Source organism: Streptomyces africanus (assembly GCF_030816955.1).
In the GTDB taxonomy this organism is placed as follows: Bacteria; Actinomycetota; Actinomycetes; order Streptomycetales; family Streptomycetaceae; genus Streptomyces; species Streptomyces africanus.
On the sequence record NZ_JAUSYP010000001.1, the window covers coordinates 1,206,853 to 1,229,838 of the forward strand.

Genomic DNA, 22,986 nt, shown 5'->3' on the forward strand with positions numbered 1-22,986 from the left:
GGGTCCAGTAAACCCGGCCCCACTGACACTTGGCGGGGCGTCAACCCTGTTCCCGCCGTTCTGCGGTCAGGCGTCCCGGCGCCGCAGGCTCCACGCTCCCGCGAGCAGCGCGGCCGCCGCCCACAGCGCGGTCACCGCGAGCCCCGACCACGGCCCGAGGGTGCCGTCGTAGGTCTCCCTCAGGACCAGCTGTCCCGCCTTGTCGGGCAGGAAGTCGGCGACCGTGCCCGTCGCGTCGCCGATCACGAACGACACCACGAGGATGAACGGGATCAGCAGGGACAGCGTGGCCACGCCGCTGCGCAGCAGGGCGGCCAGCCCCGCGGCGAACAGGGCCATCAGCATGAGGTAGACACCGCAGCCCACGACACCGCGCACCTGTTCGCCGGTGCCGAGCCCGTCGGCCGTCGGGCCGAGCCCCGCCCGTGCCACGAGGAGGGCGGCGAGGGCGGTCACCAGTCCCACGAGCAGAGCCGGTACGGCGATGACGGCCGCCTTGGCCGCGAACCACCGGCCGCGCCGCGGCACCGCGGCCAGCGAGAGCCGGAGGGCGCCCGACTGGAACTCCGAGGACACGGCCATGGCCCCGAAGGAGACGGCCGCGATCTGCCCCGGCACCACGCCGGACAGGGCCGTGAACAGTGGGTCGAATCCGGGGTCCGACGTCTCGGAGACACCGGCGATCGCGGAGAACGCCGTGGTCGCGGCGAACAGGGCCAGGAGCGCTCCCGGCAGCGAGCGGAGCGTACGGATCTTCAGCCACTCGGAGCGGAGGACGGGGGTGAGTTCCATGGTCAGGCCTCCTGCGGCTGCTGTGCGGTGAACTCGGTCTCGGTCGAGGTGAGGTCGAAGTACGCCTGCTCCAAGGTGCCCTCCTCCGCCGCGAGTTCGAGGACGGGCACACCCGCTTCGGAGGCGATGTGGCCGATGTCGTCCACGCGTGCGTGGTGCACGGTCCAGTGACCGTCCACGTGTTCCACGGCGTCATGGCCGTGCCGGGCGAGGGCGCTGCGGAGGGCGGCGGGGTCGGATGTGCGGATGCGGACGCTGGGCTGCACGCGCGCGTGGATGAAGTCCCGCATCGGGGTGTCGGCGAGCAGCCGGCCCCGGCCCAGCACGACGAGGTGGTCCGCGAAGGACGCGGTCTCGTTCATCAGGTGACTGGAGACCAGGACCGTGCGGCCCTCCCCCGCGAGCCGGCGCAGCAACTGCCGGATCCACACGATGCCCTCGGGGTCGAGACCGTTGGACGGCTCGTCCAGCATGACCACCTCGGGGTCGCCCAGCAGCGCGGCGGCGATGCCGAGGCGCTGGCGCATGCCCAGGGAGTACGTCCGCACGCGGCGCCGGGCCACCGGGGCCAGGCCCGTCTCTTCCAGCACCTCGTCCACCCGGCGGTCCGGGATGCGGTTGCTCGTCGCCAGGACGCGGAGGTGGTCGCGGGCGGTGCGGGAGCCGTGCGCGGCCTGCGCGTCGAGCAGGGCGCCGACGTGGCGCAGGGGTTCGCGCAGGGTGGAGTAGGCGCGGCCATCGATCGTGGCGGAACCGGCGGTCGGCCGGTCGAGGCCGAGCACCAGCCGCATCGTGGTGGACTTCCCGGCGCCGTTGGGGCCGAGGAAGCCGGTGACGCGACCGGGCAGGACGCGGAAGGTGAGGCCGTCCACGGCTCGTTTGCCGCCGTACTCCTTGGTGAGGTCCTGGACTTCGATGCTGGTCATGACAGCAGCGTGGCTTTTCGCCGGTGGTGCAGTCCTCCCCCGGCGGTGGAGATCGTCTCCCCCGTAGGAGGGAGGCTCGTTGTCAGCGGCGGCTGGCACGATGGCGCCATGGTCCGCATGCTGCGCCCGTTGACGCGGGCGGTGACGTACACGCGGTGGCTGCATCTGTCCATGGCCATCGTGTGGCCGTCCCTGTGGCTGTTCATCGACGAGGCGTGGTGGACCGTGGGCACGGCGACCGTGCTGCTCGGGCTGGCGGGCCTTGTCCCCGCCATGCGGGTCGTGGAGGGGTTCCAGGCCCGGCTGCTGCTGACCGGCCCCAGGGACGGCGGCGAGACCCCGGAGATCATGGTTACCCCCGCAGCCACCTGGAGCGACCGCGGCCGGGTGGTGGTGTGGCTGGGGGCGCGGCTGTTCCTCGGCGTCCTGGTGTCGCATCTCTGCGTCCAGCTCCTCTTACTCGCGGTGGACCTGGTGTCGACGGCGGTCAGTGACGAGCGTGCCGGCGGCGCCTGGCTTGCCGTCGAAGGCCGGCACGCGTGGCACGCCCTGTTCGCGCCCCTGCCCCTGATCCTGGGGGCCGCGGTCGTCGTCGGTTCGGGGCACCTCATCACCCGCATCGCCCTGCGCCTGCTCGGCCCGTCGCCCGCGGAGCGTCTCGCGGCGCTGGAGGAGCGCACCGACCAGCTCCTGGAACGCACGCGTATCGCCCGCGAGTTGCACGACTCCATCGGGCACGCGCTCACGGTCGCCGTGGTGCAGGCGGGAGCCGCGCGGGCAGCCGGTGACCCGGAGTTCACGGACCGGGCGCTGGTCGCCATCGAGGAGACCGGCCGGGCCGCTCTGGAGGATCTGGAGCGGGTGCTCGGTGTCCTGCGCGAGTCGGAGAAACCCGTGAGCAGCCGGCCGACCCTCGCGGACGCCGACCGCCTGCTGGAGTCGGCGCGCACCTCGGGGGCGAAGATCGACGCCGAGGTGACCGGTCCCGTGGACACCGTGCCCGGGCCGGTGTCCCGGGAGGGCTACCGGATCCTCCAGGAGGCGCTGACCAACGTGCTGCGGCACGCCGGAGCCGTACCCGTGCGGGTCCGCGTGGACGTCACCGACGACACCCTCGTCCTCGCGATACGCAACCCGCTGTCGGAGCCGGTACCCGGCCCCGGGCGGGGCAGCGGCCTGCGCGGCATACGCGAGCGTGCCGCCCTGCTCGGCGGGCAGGCCCGGACCGGCCCCGACCAGGGTGACTGGCAGGTTCATGCCGAGCTGCCGTTGAGTTGATCTACGCTGGTCCGATGCCGGTCACCGTTCTCCTCGTCGACGACGAACCCCTTGTGCGCGCCGGGCTGCGGGCCGTGCTGGAGGCACAGCCCGACATCGAGGTGGTCGGGGAGGCCGCGGACGGGGCGGCGGTGATCCCGCTCGTGCGGCAGCTGCGGCCCGACGTGGTCGCCATGGACGTACGGATGCCGCTGCTGGACGGTATCGAGGCCACCCGGGCACTGCTGCGGACGGTCGACGCGCCGCCGCGGATCCTCGTGGTGACGACGTTCGAGAACGACGAGTACGTCTACGAGGCGCTGCGGGCGGGCGCCGATGGGTTCCTGCTGAAGCGGGCCCGGCCGGCCGAGATCGTGCACGCGGTGCGGCTGATCGCCGAGGGCGAGTCGCTGCTGTTCCCGGCCTCGGTACGGCAGCTGGCCGCCGAGTACGGCGAGGGCGGCGGGAACCGGGCCGCGCGGGCGGCGATGGAGCGGGCCCAGCTGACCGAGCGGGAGGGCGAGGTGCTGCGGCTGATGGCGCGGGGCCTGTCGAACGCGGAGATCGCCGCCCGGCTGGTGGTGGGCACCGAGACGGTGAAGTCGCACGTGAGCGCCGTACTGGCGAAGCTGGGGGCGCGGGACCGCACGCAGGCGGTGATCGCGGCGTACGAGTCCGGGTTCGTGGCGCCGGGCTGATCGGCGGGGGCCGGTGTCTGCCCCTCGCCGGGGTCCGCCGCGCCGAGTACGATCCGGCCAACACGCGCACGAGCTGGGAGGACGGACGGTGGGGCGGCTGACCGGCGGGGATCCCTCGCTGCTGCGCAGGATCAACTCCGCGGTGGTGCTGCACGCGCTGCGTGCCACGGACTGCGCGACGCTGACCGAGATCACCCGGGTGACGGGGCTGTCGCGGCCGACCGTCGAAGGTGTCGTGGAAGGGCTCATCGAGGCCGGTCTCGTCGTCGAGAAGGCGGCCGAGGAGGGTGCCGCCCGGCGGCAGGGACGGCCCGCGCGGCGGTTCCGGTTCCGGGCGGAGGCGGGGCATCTGCTGGGGCTGGAGATCGGCGCGCACCGGGTGGCCGCGCTGCTGGCCGACCTGGACGGCCGGGTGATCGGCTCCCAGGCCAAGGACGTGCCCGAGACGGCGGGCGCCGACGAGCGGCTGGAGCGGCTGCGGGGGACCGTCGCCGAGCTGCTGCGCCGGGCCGGTGTGGCACGCGGCTCGCTGCGGGCCGTGGGCGTGGCGACGCCCGGGATCGTCGAGGCGGACGGCACGGTACGGCTGGGCACCGCGCTGCCCGGGTGGACGGGGCTGCGGCTGGGCGAGCGGCTGAGCCGGTCGTTCAAGTGCCCGGTCCTGGTCGAGAACGACGCCAACGCGGCGGCCGTCGCCGAGCACTGGAAGGGCGCGGCCACCGAGTCGGACGACGTGGTGTTCGTGCTGGCGGGGCTCAGCCCGGGCGCCGGTTCACTGATCGGGGGACGGCTGCACCGGGGCTACGGCGGGGCGGCCGGCGAGATCGGCGCGCTGCATCTCCTCGGCCGGGAGGTGACGCCCGAGACGCTCCTGTCCACCACGGACCAACCCCTCCATCCCCTCGACGAACAGGCCGTCGCCGAGGTCTTCGCACAGGCCCGCCAGGGCGACCAGCGAGCCCGCGCGGCCGTCGACCGCTTCCTCCAGCGCCTGGTCCACGACGTGGCGGCGCTGGTCCTCGCCCTCGACCCGGAACTGGTCGTCATCGGCGGCTGGGCTGCGGGCCTGGACGGCGTCCTGGCCCCCCTCCGCCACGAACTGGCCCGCTACTGCCTGCGTCCCCCCGAGGTGGCCCTCTCCCGCCTCGGCGACGCGGCAGTCGCCACGGGCGCCCTGCGTCTCGCCCTGGATCACGTCGAGGAGCAGTTGTTCAGCGTGGAGGGCACGACCACACCACGCCGCTGAGGTCAACGCCCCAAGGGCCGCGGGGCTGTGCCGATATGCGGCTCCGCCGCGTGGGCACGACCAGCCACGACGAACCGGCAGTCCCCTGCGCACCGCACCCCTACGGCGCCAGGCTCAAGACGCCTGCCGCTGCGGCCCGGCGTGGATCTCCACACCCCCCGCATCCCCGAAGGTCAACCGACACGTGTCAGCGCGATACGTCGCGACGGACAACGCCGCCACACGCCCCGCCGCCACGAACCGCGTCGTCACCACCAGCACGGGCGCCCCGGGCAACCGGTCCAGTTCCTTCGCGTCGTCGGCCCCGGCGGAGCCGAGCTCCACCGCGTTCTCCTGCCGGTCCAGCTCCAGCCGCTGCAACTCGCGCAGCACCGCACGCGCACGTGCCGCTCCGGACGGCGCGTCGATGCCGGGGAGCTCGGGCGCCGAGGACTGCGGGACGTACAACAGCTCGGCGGCCACCGGCCGGCCCTGCGAGACCCGGGAGCGCCGCACGATGTGCACGGACTCCTCCAGGCCGGTCTCCAGCACCTCGGCGACCGCCGCGGGCGGTACCGCCGCCGTGCAGTCCACGGGCTGCCAGGCGTCCTCGGGGCCGCCCGGCCAGGTGTGCGGGCCGGTGCCGAGGGAGACACCCATGCGGGGCGGCGCGACGGTCGTACCGACACCGCGGCGGCGCTGCAGCCTGCCCTCCAGTTCGAGCTGCTCCAGGGCCTGTCGGAGCGTGGCGCGGCGCGACGCCGAAGCGGGCCGCGAGGTCGCGCTCGTTGGGCAGGATCTCCCCCACGGAGAACTCCGAGTCGAGCGCTTCACTGAGCACGGTCTTGAGATGCCAGTACTTCGGTTCCGGCACCGATTCCAGCTGCGTGGTCCCCACCCTGTCCTCCGCAATCGCCGTGGTCGGCAGCGTTTTCGCGCCCTTGTTTTTTAAAGGTTGTTTCACTTCTCTGCGACCATAGGGCGGCCCTGATCCTTGGTCAAGACCAATGGCCGGGAACGTTCACGGGACGTTCATGCGAGGCCGCAGCGGGGGCCGACAGCGGTGTCTAGAGGGCGGCCAGCGAGCGCAGCTTGTCGGGGTTGCGGACGATGTAGACCGCTTGGACGCGGCCGTCGGCGACGTCGAGCTGGAAGACGGAGTCGGGCTTGCCGCCGGACAGGACCAGCACGGCCGGGCCGCCGTTGAGCTCCAGGAAGCGCAGGGAGAAGTCGGGGACGCCCTTCTGCGCGGCGCCGACGAGGAAGCGGCCCACCTTGTCCGCCGTCCGGAGAACCCGCAGCGGCGCCCGCGACTTGCCGCCGCTGTCGCCGACGAGCCGGACGTCCGGGGCGAGCAGCTCCATCAGCCCTTCGAGGTCGCCGTCCGCCGCGGCGGCGAGGAACCGTTCGGTGAGGTCGCGCCGCTGGACCGGGTCGACCTCGTAGCGCGGCCGCCGCTCCTCGACGTGTTTGCGCGCCCGCCCGGCCAGCTGGCGCACCGCCGCTTCGCCGCGGTCGAGCATGGCGGCGATGTCGGCGTACGGGAAGCCGAAGGCCTCGCGCAGCACGAACACCGCCCGCTCCAGCGGCGACAGCGACTCCAGCACGACGAGGACGGCGAGCGAGACGGAGTCCGCGAGCACGGCCCGCTCGGCGGTGTCCGGCACGGTGTCGCCGAAGTCGGTGACGTACGGCTCGGGCAGCCACGGGCCGACGTAGGTCTCCCCGCGGGCCTTGATCTGGCGCAGCCGGTCGATGGCGAGGCGGGTGGTGATCCGTACGAGATAGCCGCGCGGCTCGCGCACGTCGCCGCGGTCGCCGGCCGACCAGCGCAGCCAGGCCTCCTGGACCACGTCCTCCGCGTCGGCGACGCGGCCCAGCATGCGATAGGCGACGCCCAGCAGGACGGGGCGGTGTGCTTCGAAGACGTCGGTCGCGGTCTCGGTGGTCACGGGCTCCATCCCAACCCACCGACCCGGCCCTGTCCAGGCGAATTCGCCCGGTCCCGGCCGACCGTGGCCGCGAAAGTGGCGACACCTCGGGGCTACCCGCCGGTAGCAATTGCTGACAAGCTGTCTACGGCGTCCGTCAGCGAGTACAGCCGAGGAGCACCGCATGTCCGCCACCGTCTCCTTCAACGTCGCCTCCGCCCACGGCGAGCAGAGCGTGACCCTGTCCTACACGCGCCGGGGCAGCGGCGAACCGTTGCTCCTGCTGCACGGCATCGGCCACCACCGGCAGGTGTGGGACCCGATACTCCCCGCGCTGGCCGCCGAGCGGGACGTGATCGCCGTGGACCTGCCCGGGTGCGGCGAGTCACCGGCGCTCCCGGACGGCATGGCGCACGACCTGCCGACCATGAACACCGTCCTCGCCGCGCTGTTCGGGGCGCTGGAGATCGAACGGCCGCACGTGGCGGGCAACTCGCTGGGCGGCCTGCTGGCCCTGGAGCTGGCCCGGGCGCAGCTCGTCCGCTCCGTCACCGCCCTGTCCCCCGCGGGCTTCTGGAACGATGTCGAGCGCCGTTACGCCTTCACGGTGCTGATGACGATGCGGCAGATTGCCCAGCGGATGCCGCTGCCGGTCGTCGAACGGCTGGCCCGCCCGGCGATCGGCCGCACCCTGCTGACGAGCACCATCTATGCCCGCCCGGGCCGTCGTTCGCCCGAGGCCGTGGTCGCCGAGACGCTCGCGCTGGCCCGGGCGCAGGGGTTCTCCGAGACCCTCCGCTCCGGCCGGACCGTGCAGTTCACCGACGACATCGTCGGCACGCCGGTCACTGTGGCGTGGGGCAGCCGGGACCGGCTGCTGATCCCCCGTCAGGGCGTGCGCGCCAAGAGCGTCATCCCCCGCGCCCGGCTGGTACGGCTGCCCGGCTGCGGCCATGTCCCGATGAACGACGACCCGGCCCTGGTCGCCCGGGTCGTCCTCGACGGCAGCCGCTGAACAGCGGGGCACCCCGCCCGGCGGAAAGCCCGGCCGCGGATCCGGCAGACTGACCGCATGGACCGTGACGAGCCCGTGTCGCCCGCCTGGGAGCTGCTGCTCCCGGCCGCTTCCGCGCCGGCACGCACGCGTGGCCGTTCCCTGCAGGCGGCGCTGCGCGAGGCGGTCCGCTCGGGCCGGCTCGCGCCGGGCACCCGGCTGCCGTCGAGCCGGGATCTCGCGGCGGACCTGGGGGTGTCGCGCGGGCTGGTCACGGAGGCGTACGAGCAGCTGACGGCGGAGGGCTATCTGCGCAGCGGCCGGGGCGCCGGGACGTGGGTGGGCTCGGCCGTACGGGCCGCCCGGACGCGGGCGCACGACCTCGCTCCGCGCTCCCCCGGTGCCCGGGCGGACTTCGTGCCCGGGACGCCGGACCTGTCGCTGTTCCCGCGCTCGGCGTGGGCCGCCGCCCAGCGCGCTGTGCTGGCGGAACTGCCGCACCAGGAGCTGGGGTATCCCGATCCGCGCGGGCTGCCCCGGCTGCGTACCGCGCTGGCCGGACTGCTCGCCCGGCGGCGGGGTGTGGTGGCCGACCCGGAGCGGATCGTGGTGGTCTCCGGGGTGGCCCAGGCGACGACGCTGCTGGGTTTCGCGCTGCACGCGCGCGGGGTGCGCACGGTGGGTGTGGAGGACCCGGGCAGTCCCCAGCACGACGCGCTGTACGCCTCGGCGGGGGTGACCGCCGTGCCGCTGCCCGTGGACGGCGAGGGAATCGCCCTGGAGCCGCTGCGGGCGTCGGGCGTACGGGCCGTGGTGACGACGCCGGCCCACCAGTTCCCCACCGGCATCGCCTACTCGGCCCGCCGTCGCGCCGAACTGCTGGACTGGGCGCGGTCCGTGGACGGCATCGTCCTGGAGGACGACTACGACGGCGACTTCCGCTACGACCGCGCTCCCGTCGGCGCGCTCCAGGGCCTCGACCCGGACCGCGTCGCCTACACGGGCTCGGTCAGCAAGTCCCTCGCGCCGGGGCTGCGGCTGGGCTGGCTGATGGTGCCCGAGTCCTGGGCGGAGGAGATCGTCGAACGCAAGCGCACCATGGACCTCGGCCATCCGGCCCTGGACCAGGCGCTCTTCGCCCGGTTCCTGGAACGCGGCGACTACGACCGCCAGTTGCGCCGCTGCCAGCGTGCCTACCGCGAGCGCCGTGACGCCCTGACCGCCGCCCTCGACGAGCACTTCCCCGGCTCCCGGGTCTCGGGCATCGCCGCGGGCCTGCACGTGATCGCCACGCTGCCGGAGCGCTACGGCCCCGAGGGCCGCTTCCTGACCCGCGTCACGGCGGCCGGGGTGGCGGTACGCCCCCTGTCGGCCTACGCACACCCGAGTGCGGCGCGGGAAGGCACCGACGAGCCGAAGCGGATACGGCTCGTCCTGGGCTACGCGCACGTCCCGCCCGCCCGGATCCACGAGGGCATACGCCTGATGGCGGAGGCGGCCACGGCGTGATTCCCCGGCGCAGCTCACGGGTTCCCGCCGGTTCCCCTCCTCCCGCGGTCAGTTGTTCACTTGGGGTTCGTGTGTGCGCCGCGGCGTGGCAGTAGGTGTGGCTGTGCACACTGGCCGGATCCCGTCCCTGGAGGCGCATCCATGTCACACCGTCCGTTCCCCGCGCGCCGCAGCGTCCTGCGGGGCTCCCTCGCCGCGTCGGCGGCCCTCACCCTGCCCACCGCCCTCGGCGCCGCGCCGGCCTTCGCGCGGTCGGGGCGTCCCACAGCGGGGTGGGGTGTGCAGGCGGGAGACGTGACCCGCGACTCCGGGCTGGTGTGGGTGCGGTCCGACCGGCCCGCCCGGATGATCGTCGAGACGTCGGCGACCGAGTCGTTCCGCAACCCGCGCAGATGGCACGGCCCGCTGCTGGGCCCGGGTACCGACTTCACCGGCACGACCCGGCTGCACGGCCTGCCGTCCGGCGAGCAGATCCACTACCGGGTGCTGCTCGCCGACCCGGACGACCCGCGCCGCACCGGCGAGCCGGTCACCGGCACCTTCCGCACGGCGTCCGACAAGCGCCGTGACGGCGTACGGTTCGTCTGGTCCGGCGACCTGGCCGGTCAGGGCTGGGGCATCAACCCGGAGCTCGGCGGCTACCGGATCTACGAGGCGATGGCCGCCCTGGACCCGGACTTCTTCCTGTGCAGCGGTGACAACATCTACGCCGACGGCCCGCTCACCGAGACCGTGGCCCTGCCCGACGGGCGCACCTGGCGGAACATCACCACCGAGGAGAAGGCGAAGGTCGCCGAGACCCTGGCGGAGTTCCGCGGCAACTTCCGGTACAACCTGCTGGACGAGAATCTTCGTGCCTTCAACGCCCGGGTCCCGTCCATCGTCCAGTGGGACGACCACGAGGTCACCAACAACTGGTACCCGGGCGAGATCCTCGGCGACACCCGGTACACCGAGAAGAACGTCGACGTGCTCGCCGCCCGCGCCCGGCGCGCCTTCTCGGAGTACTTCCCGATCTCCACCCTGCGCCGCCCCGACGGCCGCGTCTACCGCGTGCAGCACCACGGCCCGCTGCTGGACGTCTTCGTGCTGGACATGCGTACCTACCGCAACGCCAACTCGCCGGACGACCAGCCCACCGACCCGCAGGGCATCCTCGGCCGCGAGCAACTGGAGTGGCTCAAGCGCGAGCTGTCCCGCTCCCACGCGGTGTGGAAGGTGATCGCCTCCGACATGCCGATCGGCCTGGTCGTCCCGGACACCGGCGACGGCAAGCCGAACATCGAGGCCGTCGCCCAGGGCGACCCCGGTGCCCCGCTGGGCCGTGAGCTCCAGATCGCGGAGCTGCTGCGTTTCGTCAAGCACCGCCGGATCACCGGAACGGTGTGGCTCACGGCCGACGTGCACTACACCTCGGCGCAGCACTACCAGCCGTCGCGGGCCGCGTTCACCGACTTCGAGCCGTTCTGGGAGTTCGTTTCGGGGCCGCTCAACGCCGGTGCGTTCCCCGCGAACACGCTCGACGGCACCTTCGGTCCCGACCGGGTGTTCCTGAAGGCGCCGACGACCGCCAACGTCTCCCCCGCCGGCGGCTACCAGTTCTTCGGCGAGGTCGACATCGACGGCGGCAGCGGCGAGCTGACGGTACGTCTTCGCGAGCAGGACGGCACCGTGCTGTTCACGAAGGTGCTCCAGCCGGGTCTGGTGGGCCAGTGAGTTTGAAGGCTTGATAAAGCGGGCAAGCCAGCCCTTTTACCCGCCAGTCACAATACGTTCGTGATCACGCAACACCGTTCGGTCACAGTGGGTGCATGACGCGAAAAGTGACTGAAGTGACCAACCTGCAGAACGACTGCCGCCCCGCCACCCCGTGGCAGCGGGTCACGGCGGCGCTCCACACCTGGCGAACACGACGCCACGAACACGCGCCGCCGTCGGACGATACGGAGTCCCCGGCACCGGAGCCGGTGCCGGGGGCGAACACGCTGTGGCGGATGCGGACCACGGTGAAGGACGAGCCGGGATCGCTGGCGGCCCTGTGCACGGCCCTCGCCGGGCACCGGGTCGACATCCTCAGCCTCCAGACGCATCCGCTGGCCGAGGGCACGGTGGACGAGTTCCTGCTGCGTGCCCCGGGCGAACTGGCCGCCTCCGGGATCGCCACGGCGGTCCGCACGGCCGGCGGCACCGACACCTGGATCGAGCGGGCCGACGCCCACGACCTGGTGGACGCGCCGACCCGGATCCTCGGACTCGCCGCCCGGACCGCCCTGGACGCCGCGGAACTGCCTCTGGCGCTGCGCCAGTTGCTGGGCCGGTGCACGATCCGTTCCCAGCCCGCACCGGCCGGCGGCGCCCGGGCGGCCGACGGTGTCCCGGTGGAGGGAGCCCTCGACGACACGGTGATGCGCCTGCGCGCCCCGGAGGGCGGCGTGATCACCGTGGAGCGGCCGTATCTGCCCTTCACACCGACCGAGTTCGCCCGGGCCAGGGCCCTGGTGGAACTGGACGCCCGGCTCGGGCCGCGCGTCCCGCACGGCCGGGACGTGCTCACGCTGGCCGAGGGCAGTGACATCACCGTGCGCCGGGCCGACACGCGTGATCTGGAGGCGGCCAGGGCGATGCACGAGCGGTGCTCGGACCGCACGCTCAGGCTGCGCTACCACGGGCCGGTCGGTGACGCCGACCGCTATCTCAACCACCTGCTCAGTCCGCGTTTCGGCCGGACCCTCGCCGTGCAGACGGCCTCCGGGCGGCTCGTCGGTCTCGGGCATCTGCTGTGGGACGGGGACGAGACGGAGATCGCGTTGATCGTCGAGGACGCGTGGCAGCGGCGCGGGGTCGGCGGGGAGTTGCTGGGGCGGCTGGTCGCGATGGCGGCGGAGGGGGGCTGCAGGAGCGTGTACGCCGTGACGCAGGCGTCCAACACGGGGATGGTCGCGGCGATGCGGGGGCTGGGCCTCCCCCTCGACTATCAGGTCGAGGAGGGGACCCTGGTGATCACTGCGCGGCTGGGTGAATCTGTTTCGACGGGTGCGGGTGAGGTGGGGAGCACCTCAGCGCCGTAGGGGCAGTTTCGAGGCGCTTCAGCGCCTGGTCGAGATCCGACCAGAGGTCGTCCACGTCCTCCAAGCCCACCGACATGCGCAGGAGGCGGTCGCTCACCCCGGCCCCCCTGCGGTCGTCCGCGTCCACGATGCGGTGGCTGATGGACGCCGGGTGCTGGATGAGGGTGTCCACGCTGCCGAGGCTCACCGCCGGGGTGATGAGGCGGACGCCGGCGATGACCTCGTGGGGGTCGCCGTGTATCTCGAAGGAGACCATCGCGCCGCCGATGCGCGGGTAGTGCACACGCGTTACGCGCGGGTCGGCGGCGAGGCGGTGGGCGAGTTCGGCGGCGTTGGCGGAGGCGGCCCGTACCCGGACGGGGAGGGTGGACAGGCCGCGCAGCAGCAGATAGCCGGCCAGCGGATGCAGGACGCCGCCCGTGGCGAAGCGGACCTGCCGCAGCCGGCCCGCGAACTCCTCGTCGCAGGCGACCACGCCCGCCAGCACGTCCCCGTGGCCGCCGAGGTACTTGGTGGCGCTGTGCAGCACCAGCCGTGCGCCCTGTTCGGCGGGGCGCTGGAGCACCGGCGTGGCGAACGTGTTGTCCACGAGCAGCGGCACCGAGCCGCAGGCGTGTGCGACGGCCCGGAGGTCCACCTCGGCGAGCGTGGGGTTGGCCGGTGACTCCACGATCACCAGGCCGGTGTCCGGACGCAGGGCCTCCGCGATCCCCGCCGGGTCGGTCCAGGTCACCTCAGAGCCCAGCAGTCCGGCGGTCAGCAGATGGTCGCTGCACCCGTAGAGGGGTCGTACGGCCACCACGTGCCGCAGCCCCATGGAGGCGCGGACGAGCAGGACGGCGCTCAGGGCGGCCATGCCACTGGCGAACGCGACGGCCGCCTCGCTGCCCTCCAGGCGGGCCAGCGCGGTCTCGAAGCGGGCGACGGTCGGGTTGCCGAGGCGCCCGTAGACGGGCGGGCCGTCCGGGTCCGCGCCGGTGGCGGCGAACGCGTCGATCCGGGCCGCCTCGCCGCGGCTGTCGTACGACGGGTAGGTGGTGGACAGGTCGATCGGCGGGGCGTGCAGGCCCTGCCGGGCGAGGTCGTCCCGCCCGGCGTGGACGGCCTCGGTGGCGAGTGCTCTCGGTGCGGTGCGTACGGCGTCGTGGGCGCCCATGCTCGCTGTGTCCATGACGGAAGGGTGAACACCGACCGGCCCTCAGGGCGGGACCCCCGTGCTACGTTCGGCCGATGGGCGAATCTGTCGTACTGGACCCGGTGGATCTCCACCTGCTGCGGCTGTTGCAGAACGACGCCCGGACGACGTACCGGGACCTCGCCGCACAGGTCGGGGTGGCGCCGTCGACCTGTCTGGACCGGGTGACCCGGCTGCGCCGCTCGGGCGTGATCCTCGGGCACCGGCTGGAGCTGGACCCGGCCAAGCTGGGGCGAGGCCTGGAGGCGCTGCTGTCGGTGCAGGTCAGGCCGCACCGGCGCGAGCTGGTGGGGCCGTTCGTGGAGCGGATCCGCGCCCTGCCGGAGTCGCGGACGGTCTTCCACCTGACCGGGCCGGACGACTACCTCGTCCATGTCGCGGTCGCCGACATGACCGACCTTCAGCGGCTCGTGCTGGACGAGTTCACCTCGCGGCGGGAGGTGGCGCGGGTGGAGACCCGGCTGATCTTCCAGCAGTGGGAGTGCGGGCCGCTGCTGCCGCCTTCGCCCTCGGCTCAATCCGGATGACGTGCGCTGCCGCGCGTACGAGGATGGGCGGCATGTCTGAGACCAAGAGCCCGCTGCCCCGTGAGGTCGCCGACGCGTATGTCGACGAGCTCATCGCCCTCGACCCGATCACCGGTACGTTCCTCGGCGTCAAGGAGAGTTCGGGCAAGCTGCCCGACACCTCTCCCGCGGGCCAGGAGGCGTTCGCCGAGCTGGCGCGCCGGACGCTGGCCCGGCTGGACGAGGCGGAGCGGCGGCCCGGCGCGGACAGTGACATCGAGCGCCGCTGCGGGCGGCTGCTGCGCGAGCGGCTCATCGCGGACCTCGGCGTGCACGAAGCCGAGGAGAGCCTGCGGTCCGTCAGCAATCTGAGCTCCATCGCCCATGCGGTGCGGCAGGTGTTCACCGTGACGCCGGCGCAGTCGGAGGAGGACTGGGCGGCGATCGCCGAGCGGCTGCGCGCGGTCCCGGCCGCGCTGGAGGGGTACCGGGAGTCCCTCGCGCTCGGCCTGGAGCGGAAGCTGTACGGCGGGCCTCGTGCCACGGCCACGTTCGTGGAGCAGCTCGGCGAGTGGGCGGACGCCGGCGGCGAGGGCCGCGGCTGGTTCGAGACCTTCGCGGCCGCCGGCCCCGAGGCGCTGCGGTCCGAGCTGGACACGGCGGCCCGCTCGGCCACCGAGGCGGTCGTAGGCCTGCGCGACTGGATGCGGGACGTGTACGCGCCGGCGGTCGAGGGCGCACCGGACGTGGTGGGCCGGGAGCGGTACGCGCGCTGGGTGCGCTACTACAACGGCACGGACCTCGACCTGGACGAGGCGTACGCGTACGGCTGGTCCGAGTACCACCGCCTCCTCGGCGAGATGAGGGCGGAGGCCGAGAAGATCCTGCCGGGTGCCGCCACGCCGTGGGTGGCGCTGGCGCACCTGGACGAGCACGGCACGCACATCGAGGGCGTCGACGAGGTGCGCGACTGGTTGCAGTCCCTGATGGACGAGGCGATCGACGCGCTCGACGGCACCCACTTCGACCTGGCCGAGCGGGTGCGCCGGGTGGAGTCGCGCATCGCCCCTCCGGGCAGCGCCGCAGCGCCGTACTACACGCCGCCGTCGGACGACTTCACGCGCCCGGGCTGCACCTGGCTGCCGACCATGGGCGAGACGAGCTTCCCCGTCTACGACCTGGTGTCGACCTGGTACCACGAGGGCGTGCCCGGCCACCATCTCCAGCTGGCCCAGTGGAAGCACGTGGCGCAGAACCTCTCCCGCTACCAGGCGAGTGTCGGCATGGTGAGCGCCAACGCCGAGGGCTGGGCCCTGTACGCCGAGCGGCTGATGGACGAGCTGGGCTTCCTGACGGACGCGGAGCGCCGGCTCGGTTACCTGGACGCGCAGATGATGCGTGCCGTACGCGTCATCATCGACATCGGCATGCACCTGGAGCTGACGATCCCTGACGACTCCCCCTTCCACCCGGGCGAACGCTGGACACCCGAGCTGGCGCAGGAGTTCTTCGGCTCGCACAGCAGCCGGCCCGCGGATTTCGTGGAGAGCGAGCTGACCCGCTATCTGTCCATGCCGGGCCAGGCCATCGGCTACAAGCTCGGCGAGCGGGCCTGGCTGCTGGGCCGCGAGAAGGCCCGCGCCCGGCGCGGCGACGCCTTCGACCTGAAGGCCTGGCACATGGCGGCGCTGTCGCAGGGCTCGCTGGGTCTGGACGACCTCGTCGACGAACTGTCCCGGCTCTAGAGGCAGTCAGCGGCGGAAGCCCCCCTCGGAGTCGATGACCTGCCCGGTGACCCACTCCGCCTCGTCCGTGGCCAGCCATGCGATGAGGCGGGCCGGGTCGTCGGGCATACCCCACCGCCCGGCCGGGAACAGCTCCGCGATGGCCTCGTAGTCCGCACCGGTCATGTAGTCCGTGTCCACGGGCCCGGGGTTGACGGTGTTCACGGTGACCGCGTGCTCGGCGAGCGCCGTCGCGAGGGACCGGGTGACGGAGGCGAGGGCGCCCTTCTGCAGGGCGTAGGCGAGCTCCCCGGGCATGCCGCCCGCGATGTCCTGGCCGGAGGTCATCATCATGACGCGTCCGGCCGGGCTGCGCGGCGGCAGTGCGGACCGCAGCCGCGTGTAGGCCTGGATCAGCAGGATCACGGAGCGGGTGTCGACCGCCCAGTGCCGGTCGAGCATCGCCGTGTCGATCTCGTCCAGGGAGCCGTCGAACCCGCTCTGCGCGTGGTTGGCGACGAGGATGTCGAGCCGCCCGCCGAGCGCCTCGGCGGCCCTGCCGACGAGTTCACCGGCCACGGCGGGATCGCCCAGATCCCCGGGCCCGGCGACGACCCGGGCTTCGGGATCCCCGAGCGCCTCCCGCACGGACGTGACGACGTCCTCGGGACGATCGGCGCCCCAGGGCTGGCCGGCATCGTGCGGCACATGATGATGCAGATAGACACTGGCGCCGTAGGCGGCAAGCCGCCGGGCCACTGCATGCCCGATGCCCCCACGCCGACTGGCCCCGGTCACCAGGGCGGCACGCCCCCGCAGGGGCAGGGGATCACGGCGCAGTTCTTCGGGACCGGGCTGAGGAAGTCGAGGCATACGATCATCGTGGCCGGACCTGATAACCGACGCACGCGAATATCACCCCCTGGGGGCGCGGGGAACTGCGCGACAAGCCACAGACAACCCGCACACGCCAGACAACCGCACCCAACGGCTACCTAGGAGCAAGCAACCGCAACTGGACCAAGCCCAACCACGTTTCAGCCCCCGGCTGCACCCGAGCCGCCCGAACCGCGTAACGCCCCGGCTGCAACCTCACCCGAACCCGCTCGATCCCCGAAGGGCCCGGCTCAGCCCCAGGCCACGCCGCGTCGAAAAGAAACACAGCCCCGGGCACCTCCCAGAGAACCTCCGGCTCCCACTCCGCCGTATCGACAGCCACCGGCACACTCGCCAGCAACTCGTCCTCGGAATTCCCCGCGCACCACCGGACGAACATCCCGTGGTCGGGCAGATACGCCGTCGAGGCGGGCTCGTCCCCCAGCACCAGCGCCGTGCAGTCGCCGACCGGCAGGAGCCCCACGTGCCCGTCCACCTCGCAGGCCCGGTCGTAGTCCGACGCCGTCTCCTCGCCGTCGGCACCCGCCCAGAACGGCAGAACCGTCTCCGGCACCGCTATCAGCGGCCCGCCGCCCGATTCCACCCATTCCACGACGCCCGGCTCCGCGTATCGCACCATGGCGCAAGAACCTACAGGGTCAACTTCCTTCAGAGCTTGGGGGGTCAGCAGCCGCAGTCGCCGCCGTCCACCGGAGCCGTCAGGGGATCCGGGGCACGGCGTTCGCGACCCTGCCAGGTCTCGAACTCGAAGCCCTCGCGCACCCAGTACTCGAAGCCGCCCAGCATCTCCTTGACCCGGTAGCCGAGTTCCGCGAGTGCCAAGGCGGCACGGGCGGCGCCGTTGCAGCCGGGGCCCCAGCAGTAGGTCACAACCGGCACCGACCTGTCGAGGAGCTGTCCGGCCTGCTCGCCGACGAGCGCGGTCGGCAGATGGACGGCGCCGGGTATGTGGCCCTGGTCCCAGGCCTCGGTGGAGCGGGAGTCGACCAACACGAAGCCGGTCTCGCCGTCGGCGGCGAGCGCGGCGGCGACGTCGGACACGTCGGTGTGGAAGGCGAGACCGGCGCGGAAGTGGACGGCGGCCTCGGCCGGGGCGGCGGGGGCCACGCGCAGCACGGGATTCACGGTGATGGTCGTCATGCCGAGAAAGCTACGGCCACTGCTCCACGCCCTGAAGTGACGATCCCCGGCATCCCGCTTGATCCGCCGGGGATTTCGCTGCTATTCCTCGGGGATGACCGTGTATTCCCCGGACGCCACCGACTGGCGCATCCTCGACGTCCTCCAGCGGGAGGGCCGGGCCAGTTTCACCGAGCTGGCCCGTGCCGTCTCCATGTCCGCGAGCGCGGTCACCGAACGGGTGCGGCGGATGGAGGAGGCCGGGGTCATCCAGGGCTACGCGGCGGTGGTCGATCCGGAGAAGCTGGGACTGCCGATCCTGGCGTTCGTACGTCTCCGGTACCCCACCGGGAACTACAAGCCCTTCCATGACCTCGTCGCCGCCACGCCCGAGATCCTGGAGGCACACCACGTCACCGGGGACGACTGTTTCGTCATCAAGGTCACGGCCCGCTCGATGCGCCACCTGGAGGAGGTGTCCGGGCGGATCGGTGCGCTGGGCTCGGTGACGACGAGCGTCGTGTACTCCTCGCCGCTCCCCCGGCGTCCGCTCGGCCGCTGATCTCAGCCCACGCCGCGCTGCCGCAGCACCGACCCGGACCTGCCCTTGACGACCTCCAGTTGGGCGTGGATCCGCCGCCGCAGGTCGGGCACGTGGCTGACGATGCCGACGCTGCGGTCGCGTTCGCGCAGGGAGTCGAGGACGTCGAGGACCTCGTCGAGGGTCTGGTCGTCGAGGCTGCCGAAGCCCTCGTCGATGAAGAGGGTGTCGAGGCGCACCCCGCCCGCCTCGTCCGTGACGACGTCGGCGAGGCCGAGGGCGAGGGCGAGCGAGGCGAAGAACGTCTCGCCGCCGGACAGCGTCGCCGTGTCCCGCTCGCGGCCGGTCCAGGCGTCGACGACGTGCAGTCCGAGTCCGCTGCGGCCGCGTCCGGTGCGGTCGTCGGAGTGGACGAGGGTGTAGCGGCCGGACGACATGCGCCGCAGCCGTACGGTCGCGGCGGCGGCGACCTGTTCCAGGCGGGCCGCCAGCACGTACGACTCCAGGCGCATCCGGCGTTCGTTGTCGGCCGAGGTGCCGGCGGTGAGGCCGGCCATGCGGGCGACCCGGTCGTACTCCTCGCGCAGCGGCGCCAGTCGGCGGACGGAGGCGGTCGCCCGGGCGGAGAGCCGGTCGAGTTCGGCGCAGCGCCGGACGGCGGCGTCGTGTGCGGAGGCGGCCTCGCGCAGCCGGCGGGCCGCGGTGTCGGCGGCGAGCTGCGCCGACGCGAGGTCGGCCGGCTGCTGCCGGGCGGCGGCCGCGGTGTCGGCCTCGGCGAGGACGGCCCGTACGGCGGCCTCCTCGTTCTGCCAGGCGTCCAGGCGGCGTTGCAGTTGGCGGTGGGCGGCGTCGTCGAGGAGGGCATCGGCCGCGTCCCGCGGAGTGTCGAAGCCGGCGCGGAAGGCGGCGTCGGCGAGGCGGGCGTCGGCGTCCTTGAGCCGCTGGGCGGTGTCGTCGGCGGCGCGGGCGGCGTCGGCGGCGTCCGTGAGCAGCGCGGTCCGGCGCTCCAGTTGTGCGGCCCGGGCGGCGACGCTGTCCAGGGCGCCTCTCGCCCGGTCCAGCTCCTCCTCCAGGGCGGTGCGTTCGCTCTCCAGCCGCTCCCGGTGGCCGACCCGGGCGGCGCTGCGCACGGCGGCCTCCTGCCGGGCGGCGACGCGCCGCTCGTGCTCGTGCCCGGCCTGCCGCAGCCGCTCCTGCGCGGCGTGCAGCTCGGCGGCGCCCCGCCGGGCCTGCGCGTACTGCTCCTCCAACTCCTCGGCTTCGCAGGCGAGTTGCTCGGTGGATGTGTCACCGGCCTCGGCGGTGGCGGCGGCCAGGGACTCCCGGACGGCACCGAGGTTCCGCTCTGCCTCGGCGCGCTGTTCGTCGGCGTCCTGGTAGGCGGCCAGGGCGTGTTCCTCGGCCTCGCGGTCGACGTGCCCGGCGACCTTGCGGGCGGGGGCGGGGTGTTCGGTGGCACCGCAGACGGCGCAGGGCTCGCCGTCGGTGAGATGCGCGGCCAGTTCGGCGGCGATGCCGGTCAGGCGCTGTTCCTTGAGGTCGAGCCAGTACTGCTTGGCGCGCAGCGCTTCCTCCTGCGCGGTGCGGACCCGCTCGACGGCCTGCTGCGTGTCCTTGGCGAGCTGGTCGCGCAGCCGGGCGGCCTGCAGCCGCTGCCGCGCGGGCTCGCGCCGTACGGCGAGCTGTTCGGCGAGGGCGGCGGCCTGCTGCGCGGAGTCGACGCGGGCCTGGAGGGCGGTGCGGGTCTCCTCCCAGCCGTCGAGCCAGGCGTCCGCTTCCTGAAGGACGTCGGCGTCGGCGCGTTCCTGACGGTCCAGGCCGGCGCGTTCGTCGAGGAGTTCGGCCAGCCGCCGCTCGGCGCGGCGGGCCGAGTCCAGTCCGCCCAGTTCCTCGGCGGCCCGGCGGGCCGCGGCGGCGAGTCCGGCCGCGCCCGCGTCGGCGAAGGTCTCGGGCAGCAGGGCACGCGCGCGTGCCTCGGCGTCGGCCGCCCGCCGGTGTTCGGCCTCGGCGGACTCCCGCAGCTCCAGGGCGGGCGCGACCGCCTCGGCCTTGCGGGCCCGCTCCATGAGCGCCTGCGCCTCCCGGTACGCCCCGGCTCCCTCCTCCAGGCGCGCCGATCGTTCCCGCGCCTCGGTGAACCGCCGCTGGAGCCGGGCGAGTTCGCGTACGTCGTCGAGGAAGCGGCCGGCGGCGGCCTGCGCGGACTCGGCGGCGGCGAGCGTGCACTCGGCGACGGTGAGCTGTTCGCGGGCGGTGCTGCGGGCGATGGCGGCGGCGCCCAGCACGGCCTCGGCGAGTCCCGGTTCGCCGGGGGCCAGGTCCGGCAGGCGCATGGTGTCGCCCGCGGCCTGCTGCATGCGGTGGGCGTCGGCCAGCAGCGCGGCGTCCCCGTCCCGGACCTGGGCCTCGGTGGCGCGGCGGCGCTCGGCGAGGCGCTTCTCGACGTCGGCGAAGCGGCGGGTGTCGAAGAGGCGGCCCAGCAGCTTGCCGCGGGCCTCGGCGTCGGCGCGCAGGAACCGTGCGAAGTCGCCCTGCGGCAGCAGGACGACCTGGCAGAACTGCTCCCGGCTCATGCCGAGCAGTTGGGTGATCTCCTCGCCGATCTCCTGGTGGGAGCGGCTGAGGTCCTTCCAGGCGCCGGCCGTGGTGTCGTACTCGCGGAGCCAGGTCTGGGCCTTGTCGAGGGTCGTGCCGGTGCCGCGTTTCTTGGGGCGTTCCCAGGGCGGCTGCCGGGTGAGCTCCAGGCGGCGTCCGGCCACGGTGAGTTCGAGGGTGACCTCCGTGCGGGTCGCCGGGGCGGCGTGGTCGCTGCGCAGGGCCGTGCCCTGGCCGCCGCCGCCCTGCCGGGCGCCCGGCACCGAGCCGTACAGGGCGTAGCACACGGCGTCGAGGACGGAGGTCTTGCCGGCGCCGGTCGGTCCGTGCAGCAGGAACAGCCCGGCCGCGGACAGCTCGTCGAAGTCGACGGTCTGGGTGCCACCGAAGGGCCCGAAGGCGGTGACCGTCAGCCGGTGGAGCCTCACCGGGCGACCTCCCGTACGGTCTCGTCGGCCCGCACCGCGTCGAAGGCGTCCCGCAGCACGTCCTGTTCGTGCGCGTCGGGTCCGGCGCCGCGCACGTGGGCGACGAAGTCCTCCGCGATCTGCTGGTCGCTGCGGCCGGCGAGGCGCCGGGCGTACGACACCTCGGGGTCGTCCTCGGTCCGGTCGGGGTCGAAGACCAGGCTGAGGGTGTGCGGGAAGCGCTCGGTGAGCCGGGCCATCGGGTCGGCCGGGCGGACCGGGTCGGTGAGCGTCGCCTCGACCCACGCCTCCTCGTGCCGCGCCAGCGCCGGGTCGGCGAGCAGGTCCTCCAGGGTGCCGCGGATCCGCGCCAGGGCGCGCGGCACCGGGCAGTCGAGACGCTCGGCGTCGAGGGTGCCGTCGGCGGCCAGGTCGACGAGCCACATGCTCTTGCGGTGCCGGGCCTCCGAGAAGGAGTAGGGCAGCGGGGAGCCGGAGTAGCGGACGCGGTCGGTGAGGGTCTGGCAGCCGTGCAGATGCCCGAGCGCCACGTAGTCGACGCCGTCGAAGACACCGGAGGGCACCGCGGCCACGCCGCCGACGGTGATGTCCCGTTCGCTGTCGCTGGGTTCGCCGCCGGTGACGAAGGCGTGCGCGAGGACGACGGAGCGCGTGCCGGGCGCCCGTGTGGCGAGGTCGGCGCGGACCCGGTCCATGGCGGCGGCGAGCACGGCCTCGTGCCCGGCCTTGTCCACGCCGAACTCGTCCTTCACCAGGGCCGGTTCGAGGTAGGGCAGGCCGTAGAAGGCGACGTCTCCGTGGGCGTCGGCCAGCACCACGGGGGTGCCGGCCGCCGACGGCTCGGTGCGCAGGTGGATGCCGGCCCGGCCGATGAGGCCCGCGCCGACGCCCAGCCGGCGGGCCGAGTCGTGGTTCCCGGAGATCATCACCGTCGGCACGCCGAGGTCGGCGAGGCGGTGCAGGGCGTCGTCGAACAGCTCGACCGCGGCGAGCGGCGGCACGGCCCGGTCGTACACGTCCCCGGACACGACCACCGCGTCCACGGCCCGCTCGCGCACGGTCGTGACGAGGTGGCCGATGAACTCGGCCTGGGCGGCGAGCATGTTCACGCGGTGGAACGACCGGCCGAGGTGCCAGTCGGACGTGTGCAGCAGTCTCACGACGCCGCTCCGACCCGCATGTCTCCCCCTGCTACCGCTCCACGATCCGCGCGAGCCGGCACGGCTCGCTGTCAGCACCCACCACGCTAACCCGTGCGGACACCTGGTCCCTCACGAACCTCGGGATGCCCCACCCATCGGGCGTCAGTTCAGGGGAAATGCCCGCATATATGTCGTGGAACCGTTCACTCCGGCGCGATGTCGTACGTCCGCATCCACCGGTCCAGGGTGCCCGCCGTCACCGAGAGCCGCAGCGCCGATCTGCCGCGGCTCGGCATCGCCGGCGCCGTCTTCACCGCCGTGCTGCTGCCTTTCGTGCTCATCCCGCTGATCCTCGGCGGTGAGCACGGCCGGCCATGGTGGACGTACGTCTGCTTCGCCCTCAGCGCGGCCGGGAACCCTGACCTTCCTGCGTGCGACG

The 22,986-nt window shown here is 73.4% G+C and carries 20 protein-coding genes and 1 pseudogene; 10 read left to right on the forward strand and 11 right to left on the reverse strand.

Annotated elements, in window-relative coordinates; all coding sequences use genetic code 11:
• Window positions 1–66: 66 nt before the first annotated feature.
• Both QF034_RS05705 and QF034_RS05710 read right to left on the reverse strand, forming a co-directional pair.
• Window positions 67–792, reverse strand: coding sequence for an ABC transporter permease (locus QF034_RS05705; protein ID WP_307173902.1), 726 nt, complete (start codon window positions 790–792; stop codon window positions 67–69).
• A gap of 2 nt (window positions 793–794) precedes the next feature.
• Window positions 795–1,718, reverse strand: coding sequence for an ABC transporter ATP-binding protein (locus QF034_RS05710; protein ID WP_307173903.1), 924 nt, complete (start codon window positions 1,716–1,718; stop codon window positions 795–797).
• Window positions 1,719–1,826: 108 nt separating this feature from the next.
• Here QF034_RS05710 and QF034_RS05715 point away from each other — a divergent pair, with 108 nt between their 5' ends.
• From QF034_RS05715 to QF034_RS05725, 3 genes are all read left to right on the forward strand, one after another.
• Window positions 1,827–2,996: a sensor histidine kinase gene (locus QF034_RS05715; RefSeq protein WP_307173904.1), complete on the forward strand. Its 1,170-nt coding sequence runs from the start codon at window positions 1,827–1,829 to the stop codon at window positions 2,994–2,996.
• Window positions 2,997–3,010: 14 nt separating this feature from the next.
• Window positions 3,011–3,673: a response regulator transcription factor gene (locus QF034_RS05720; RefSeq protein ID WP_307173905.1), complete on the forward strand. Its 663-nt coding sequence runs from the start codon at window positions 3,011–3,013 to the stop codon at window positions 3,671–3,673.
• 88 nt (window positions 3,674–3,761) lie between these two features.
• A complete protein-coding gene (locus QF034_RS05725) occupies window positions 3,762–4,919 on the forward strand; it encodes an ROK family transcriptional regulator (RefSeq protein WP_307173906.1) in 1,158 nt (385 codons plus the stop codon).
• Window positions 4,920–5,033: 114 nt separating this feature from the next.
• Here the strand turns inward: QF034_RS05725 and QF034_RS05730 are convergent.
• A pseudogene (locus QF034_RS05730) lies at window positions 5,034–5,796 on the reverse strand (GntR family transcriptional regulator).
• A 169-nt stretch (window positions 5,797–5,965) separates the two neighbouring features.
• Window positions 5,966–6,850, reverse strand: a complete 885-nt coding sequence (locus QF034_RS05735; RefSeq protein ID WP_307173907.1) for an RNA polymerase sigma-70 factor — start codon at window positions 6,848–6,850, stop codon at window positions 5,966–5,968.
• Window positions 6,851–7,013: 163 nt separating this feature from the next.
• On the opposite strand from QF034_RS05735, the gene QF034_RS05740 reads away from it, so the two are divergent.
• From QF034_RS05740 to QF034_RS05755, 4 genes are all read left to right on the forward strand, one after another.
• Entirely contained in the window at window positions 7,014–7,844 is an 831-nt protein-coding gene (locus QF034_RS05740; RefSeq protein ID WP_307173908.1) for an alpha/beta fold hydrolase, read from the forward strand.
• Between the two features lie 57 nt (window positions 7,845–7,901).
• Entirely contained in the window at window positions 7,902–9,332 is a 1,431-nt protein-coding gene (gene pdxR, locus QF034_RS05745) for a MocR-like pyridoxine biosynthesis transcription factor PdxR (RefSeq protein ID WP_307173909.1), read from the forward strand.
• Between the two features lie 141 nt (window positions 9,333–9,473).
• Window positions 9,474–11,048 (forward strand): alkaline phosphatase D family protein, encoded by a 1,575-nt coding sequence (locus tag QF034_RS05750; RefSeq protein ID WP_307173910.1) that lies wholly within the window; start codon window positions 9,474–9,476, stop codon window positions 11,046–11,048.
• Between the two features lie 95 nt (window positions 11,049–11,143).
• Complete coding sequence (locus QF034_RS05755) at window positions 11,144–12,400, forward strand: GNAT family N-acetyltransferase (RefSeq protein WP_307173911.1); 1,257 nt, start codon at window positions 11,144–11,146, stop codon at window positions 12,398–12,400.
• Here the strand turns inward: QF034_RS05755 and QF034_RS05760 are convergent.
• The gene (locus QF034_RS05760) at window positions 12,333–13,571 is read right to left on the reverse strand and encodes a trans-sulfuration enzyme family protein (RefSeq protein ID WP_307173912.1); all 1,239 of its coding nucleotides are present in this window, start codon (window positions 13,569–13,571) and stop codon (window positions 12,333–12,335) included. The two genes, QF034_RS05755 and QF034_RS05760, sit on opposite strands and share 68 nt — an antisense overlap.
• A 59-nt stretch (window positions 13,572–13,630) precedes the next feature.
• On the opposite strand from QF034_RS05760, the gene QF034_RS05765 reads away from it, so the two are divergent.
• Complete coding sequence (locus QF034_RS05765) at window positions 13,631–14,122, forward strand: Lrp/AsnC family transcriptional regulator (RefSeq protein WP_307173913.1); 492 nt, start codon at window positions 13,631–13,633, stop codon at window positions 14,120–14,122.
• 32 nt (window positions 14,123–14,154) lie between these two features.
• Entirely contained in the window at window positions 14,155–15,846 is a 1,692-nt protein-coding gene (locus QF034_RS05770) for a DUF885 domain-containing protein (RefSeq protein WP_307173914.1), read from the forward strand.
• A gap of 6 nt (window positions 15,847–15,852) precedes the next feature.
• On the opposite strand, the gene QF034_RS05775 is transcribed toward QF034_RS05770, so the two are convergent.
• From QF034_RS05775 to QF034_RS05785, 3 genes are all read right to left on the reverse strand, one after another.
• Window positions 15,853–16,698 (reverse strand): SDR family oxidoreductase, encoded by an 846-nt coding sequence (locus QF034_RS05775; protein ID WP_307173915.1) that lies wholly within the window; start codon window positions 16,696–16,698, stop codon window positions 15,853–15,855.
• 118 nt (window positions 16,699–16,816) lie between these two features.
• On the reverse strand, window positions 16,817–17,341 hold the full coding sequence (locus QF034_RS05780) for an immunity 21 family protein (protein ID WP_307173916.1): 525 nt from the start codon (window positions 17,339–17,341) through the stop codon (window positions 16,817–16,819).
• Window positions 17,342–17,385: 44 nt separating this feature from the next.
• Entirely contained in the window at window positions 17,386–17,862 is a 477-nt protein-coding gene (locus tag QF034_RS05785) for a rhodanese-like domain-containing protein (RefSeq protein ID WP_307173917.1), read from the reverse strand.
• A gap of 94 nt (window positions 17,863–17,956) precedes the next feature.
• On the opposite strand from QF034_RS05785, the gene QF034_RS05790 reads away from it, so the two are divergent.
• Window positions 17,957–18,403, forward strand: a complete 447-nt coding sequence (locus QF034_RS05790) for an Lrp/AsnC family transcriptional regulator (RefSeq protein ID WP_307173918.1) — start codon at window positions 17,957–17,959, stop codon at window positions 18,401–18,403.
• A gap of 2 nt (window positions 18,404–18,405) precedes the next feature.
• Here QF034_RS05790 and QF034_RS05795 read toward each other — a convergent pair whose 3' ends face one another.
• The 3 genes from QF034_RS05795 to QF034_RS05805 all read right to left on the reverse strand — a co-directional run bounded on the left by QF034_RS05795 (window position 18,406) and on the right by QF034_RS05805 (window position 22,888).
• Complete coding sequence (locus QF034_RS05795) at window positions 18,406–21,405, reverse strand: AAA family ATPase (RefSeq protein ID WP_307173919.1); 3,000 nt, start codon at window positions 21,403–21,405, stop codon at window positions 18,406–18,408.
• Window positions 21,402–22,565 (reverse strand): exonuclease SbcCD subunit D, encoded by a 1,164-nt coding sequence (locus tag QF034_RS05800; protein ID WP_307173920.1) that lies wholly within the window; start codon window positions 22,563–22,565, stop codon window positions 21,402–21,404. The genes QF034_RS05795 and QF034_RS05800 overlap by 4 nt, the downstream gene beginning before the upstream one ends.
• Window positions 22,566–22,750: 185 nt before the next feature.
• Entirely contained in the window at window positions 22,751–22,888 is a 138-nt protein-coding gene (locus QF034_RS05805) for a hypothetical protein (protein WP_307173921.1), read from the reverse strand.
• Window positions 22,889–22,986 lie beyond the last annotated feature (98 nt).

Coding starts and splice junctions, on each gene's coding strand:
- QF034_RS05775 (WP_307173915.1), bottom strand. CDS start 16,698: ATGCCTCGACTTCCTCAGCCCGGTCCCGAAGAACTGCGCCGTGATCCC.
- QF034_RS05760 (WP_307173912.1), bottom strand. CDS start 13,571: ATGGACACAGCGAGCATGGGCGCCCACGACGCCGTACGCACCGCACCG.
- QF034_RS05705 (WP_307173902.1), bottom strand. CDS start 792: ATGGAACTCACCCCCGTCCTCCGCTCCGAGTGGCTGAAGATCCGTACG.
- QF034_RS05790 (WP_307173918.1), top strand. CDS start 17,957: ATGACCGTGTATTCCCCGGACGCCACCGACTGGCGCATCCTCGACGTC.
- QF034_RS05710 (WP_307173903.1), bottom strand. CDS start 1,718: ATGACCAGCATCGAAGTCCAGGACCTCACCAAGGAGTACGGCGGCAAA.
- pdxR (WP_307173909.1), top strand. CDS start 7,902: ATGGACCGTGACGAGCCCGTGTCGCCCGCCTGGGAGCTGCTGCTCCCG.
- QF034_RS05770 (WP_307173914.1), top strand. CDS start 14,155: ATGTCTGAGACCAAGAGCCCGCTGCCCCGTGAGGTCGCCGACGCGTAT.
- QF034_RS05740 (WP_307173908.1), top strand. CDS start 7,014: ATGTCCGCCACCGTCTCCTTCAACGTCGCCTCCGCCCACGGCGAGCAG.
- QF034_RS05785 (WP_307173917.1), bottom strand. CDS start 17,862: ATGACGACCATCACCGTGAATCCCGTGCTGCGCGTGGCCCCCGCCGCC.
- QF034_RS05765 (WP_307173913.1), top strand. CDS start 13,631: ATGGGCGAATCTGTCGTACTGGACCCGGTGGATCTCCACCTGCTGCGG.
- QF034_RS05805 (WP_307173921.1), bottom strand. CDS start 22,888: ATGAGCACGAAAGGCAGCAGCACGGCGGTGAAGACGGCGCCGGCGATG.
- QF034_RS05720 (WP_307173905.1), top strand. CDS start 3,011: ATGCCGGTCACCGTTCTCCTCGTCGACGACGAACCCCTTGTGCGCGCC.
- QF034_RS05780 (WP_307173916.1), bottom strand. CDS start 17,341: ATGGTGCGATACGCGGAGCCGGGCGTCGTGGAATGGGTGGAATCGGGC.
- QF034_RS05750 (WP_307173910.1), top strand. CDS start 9,474: ATGTCACACCGTCCGTTCCCCGCGCGCCGCAGCGTCCTGCGGGGCTCC.
- QF034_RS05715 (WP_307173904.1), top strand. CDS start 1,827: ATGGTCCGCATGCTGCGCCCGTTGACGCGGGCGGTGACGTACACGCGG.
- QF034_RS05755 (WP_307173911.1), top strand. CDS start 11,144: ATGACGCGAAAAGTGACTGAAGTGACCAACCTGCAGAACGACTGCCGC.